The organism is Tepidimonas sp. (assembly GCF_036824975.1).
Classification (GTDB): Bacteria; Pseudomonadota; Gammaproteobacteria; order Burkholderiales; family Burkholderiaceae_C; genus Tepidimonas.
The window spans coordinates 1-2,875 of record NZ_DAISZC010000086.1 but is presented as its reverse complement, the minus strand read 5'-3'; the positions used below and the strand labels follow the sequence as shown (position 1 = coordinate 2,875).

Annotated in this window: 1 protein-coding gene; it reads left to right on the top strand. The window is 68.6% G+C overall.

The window, feature by feature from the left end; genetic code table 11:
* Positions 1-80 precede the first annotated feature (80 nt).
* The coding region (polA, locus tag V7Z54_RS09010) for a DNA polymerase I (RefSeq protein WP_334135979.1) at positions 81-2,875 on the top strand (2,795 nt) is incomplete at its 3' end.

Sequence of the window (2,875 nt, the reverse complement as noted above, 5' to 3'; positions counted from 1 at the left end):
GTCGGCGCCTCCCATCAGGTCGTTGCAGCTGGCACCGCCACGTTGGGCCAGCGGTGCACCACAACCGCCACAATAAAGGCATGAACGATATCACCGCTGCCGCGCCGCTGTTGGTCCTTGTCGATGGCTCCAGCTACCTGTACCGGGCCTACCACGCCATGCCCGACCTGCGCGCCGTGCCGGGTGACCCCAGCAGTCCGGCCACCGGGGCCATCCGTGGCATGGTCAACATGGTGCAGGCGCTGCGCAAGAGCTATCCCACGGAGTATCTGGCGGTGGTGTTCGACGCGTCCGGACCGACGTTTCGCGACGCGCTGTACCCCGACTACAAAGCGCATCGCGCGCCTATGCCCGATGACTTGCGCGCGCAAATCGAGCCGATTCACCAATGGGTGCGCCTAAGCGGCCTGCCCGCGTTGGTGGTGCCCGGGGTCGAGGCCGACGACGTCATCGGGACGCTCGCGCGCACCGCGGCTGCCCAGGGCTGGCGGGTGGTCATCATCAGCGGGGACAAGGACCTGAGCCAGCTGGTGGACGAACGCATCACCATCGTCGATACGATGAGTGGCAAGGTGCGTGACGTCGCCGGCGTGCAGGCCGAGTTTGGCGTGCCGCCGCGCCTGATGGTGGATTTTCAGACGCTGGTGGGAGATGCCATCGACAACGTCCCTGGCGTGGACAAGGTCGGGCCGAAGACGGCAGCGAAGTGGCTGCAGCAGTATGGTTCGCTGGATGCGATCGTGGCGCACGCGGACGCCATCGGCGGTGCGGCGGGAGCGAACCTGCGCCGCGCGCTGCCATGGCTGCCGACGGCGCGCCAGCTGCTGACCATCCGCACCGACTGTGACTTGAGCGCGCACGTCCCGGGGCTGCCCGCGCTCGACGCCCTGCGCGCGCGCGCACCCGACACCGCCGCCCTGCGTGCCTTCTACGAGCGCTACGGCTTCAAGGGTTTGGCGCGCGCGCTGGCCAACTCCGAGGACGCATCCGTGATGGCGGTCGTGCAGGCGGTATCGGGGGCCGCAGCCGACAGCGGCCCCAACGGCGACGCGGGTGTCCGTGACGCGCAGGGCGCGCTGTTCGACGCGGCGGCGGCACCGCTGGCGGTGGAGCTCGTCAGCGACGAGGCCGCGCTGCAGCGGTGGGTGCGGCGGCTGCGCGCGGCACCGCTGGTGGCGCTGGATACCGAGACCACCTCGCTGGATGAGCTCCAGGCGCGCCTGGTGGGGATCTCCGTCAGTGTCGAGGCGGGACAGGCCGCCTACATCCCTGTCGCGCACAGCGGCGAGCAAGCTGCCGGTCGTCAGCTGCCGTTGCAGACGGTGCTCGAAGCGCTGCGTCCGTGGCTGCAGGACGCCAGCGCACCCAAATGCGGCCAGCACACCAAGTACGACCGGCACGTATTTGCCAACCACGGTATTGTGGTGCAGGGCTATGTGCACGACACGCTGCTGCAGAGCTACGTGCTGGAGGCCCACAGGCCGCACAGTCTCGACAGTCTGGCCGAGCGCCATCTGGGTCGCCGTGGCCTCACCTATGAGGACGTCTGCGGCAAGGGGGCGGCGCAGATCCCGTTTGCCGCCGTGCCGCTGCAGCGCGCCGCCACCTACGCGGGGGAGGATGCCGAGATGTGTCTGGCGGTCCATCGCGTGCTGTGGCCGCGCCTGCAGGCGGCACCCGCCCTGCAGCGCATCTATGAGCTGGAGCTGGCGGTCAGCATGGTGCTGTGGCGCATGGAGCGCCACGGCGTGCTGATCGACGCGGAAGAACTGCGCCGGCAAAGCGCCGAGCTGGGCGAGCGCATCCGCGCGTTGGAGGCCGAAGCGCACGCGCTGGCCGGGGTGCCGTTCAACCTGGGCTCGCCCAAGCAGATTGCCGAGGTGTGCTTCGAGCGGCTGGGGTTGCCGATCCTGAAAAAAACCCCTTCTGGCGCGCCCAGCACCGACGAGGAGGTGCTGGAGAAGCTGGCCGAGGACTATCCGCTGCCCGCACTCATTTTGCAACACCGCACGCTGGCCAAGCTCAAGGGTACCTACACCGACAAGTTGCCCGCCATGGTCAACCCCGCCACCGGGCGCGTGCACACGCGCTTTGCACAGGCGGTGGCAGTGACCGGTCGGCTGGCCAGCAGCGACCCCAATTTGCAAAATATCCCCATCCGCACGCCCGAAGGGCGGCGCATCCGGCAGGCGTTCATCGCGCCGCCGGGCTGGCGCATCGCCAGTGCCGATTATTCTCAAATCGAGCTGCGCATCATGGCGCACCTCAGCGAAGACCCGGCGCTGCTGCGCGCCTTCGCCGAAGGGCAGGATGTGCACCGCGCCACCGCTGCCGAGGTGTTCGGTGTGCCCGTCGACCAGGTCACCCCCGAGCAGCGCCGCTATGCCAAGACCATCAATTTTGGCCTGATCTACGGCATGAGTCCGTATGGGCTGGCCAAAGCGCTGGGCATCGACGCCAACGCCGCCAAGGCCTATATCGACCGCTATTTCGCCCGCTTTGCCGGTGTGCAGGCCTATATGGAGCGCACGCGCGCGCAGGCACGCAGCCTGGGCTACGTGGAGACAGTGTTTGGGCGGCGCCTGTACCTGCCCGAGATTCGATCACCCAACGGCCCGCGGCGTGCCGCGGCCGAGCGCGCCGCCATCAACGCGCCGATGCAGGGCACGGCGGCGGACCTCATCAAGATGAGCATGGTGGCGGTGCAGCGCGCCCTGGACGCAGCCGGGCTGCGCACGCGCATGGTGTTGCAGGTGCACGATGAGCTGGTATTCGAAGGGCCCGACGACGAAGCCGACTGGGTACGCCAAGAGGTGCCGCGTCTGATGGCGCAGGTGGCCAACTTGCGCGTGCCGCTGGTGGCCGAAGTGGGGGT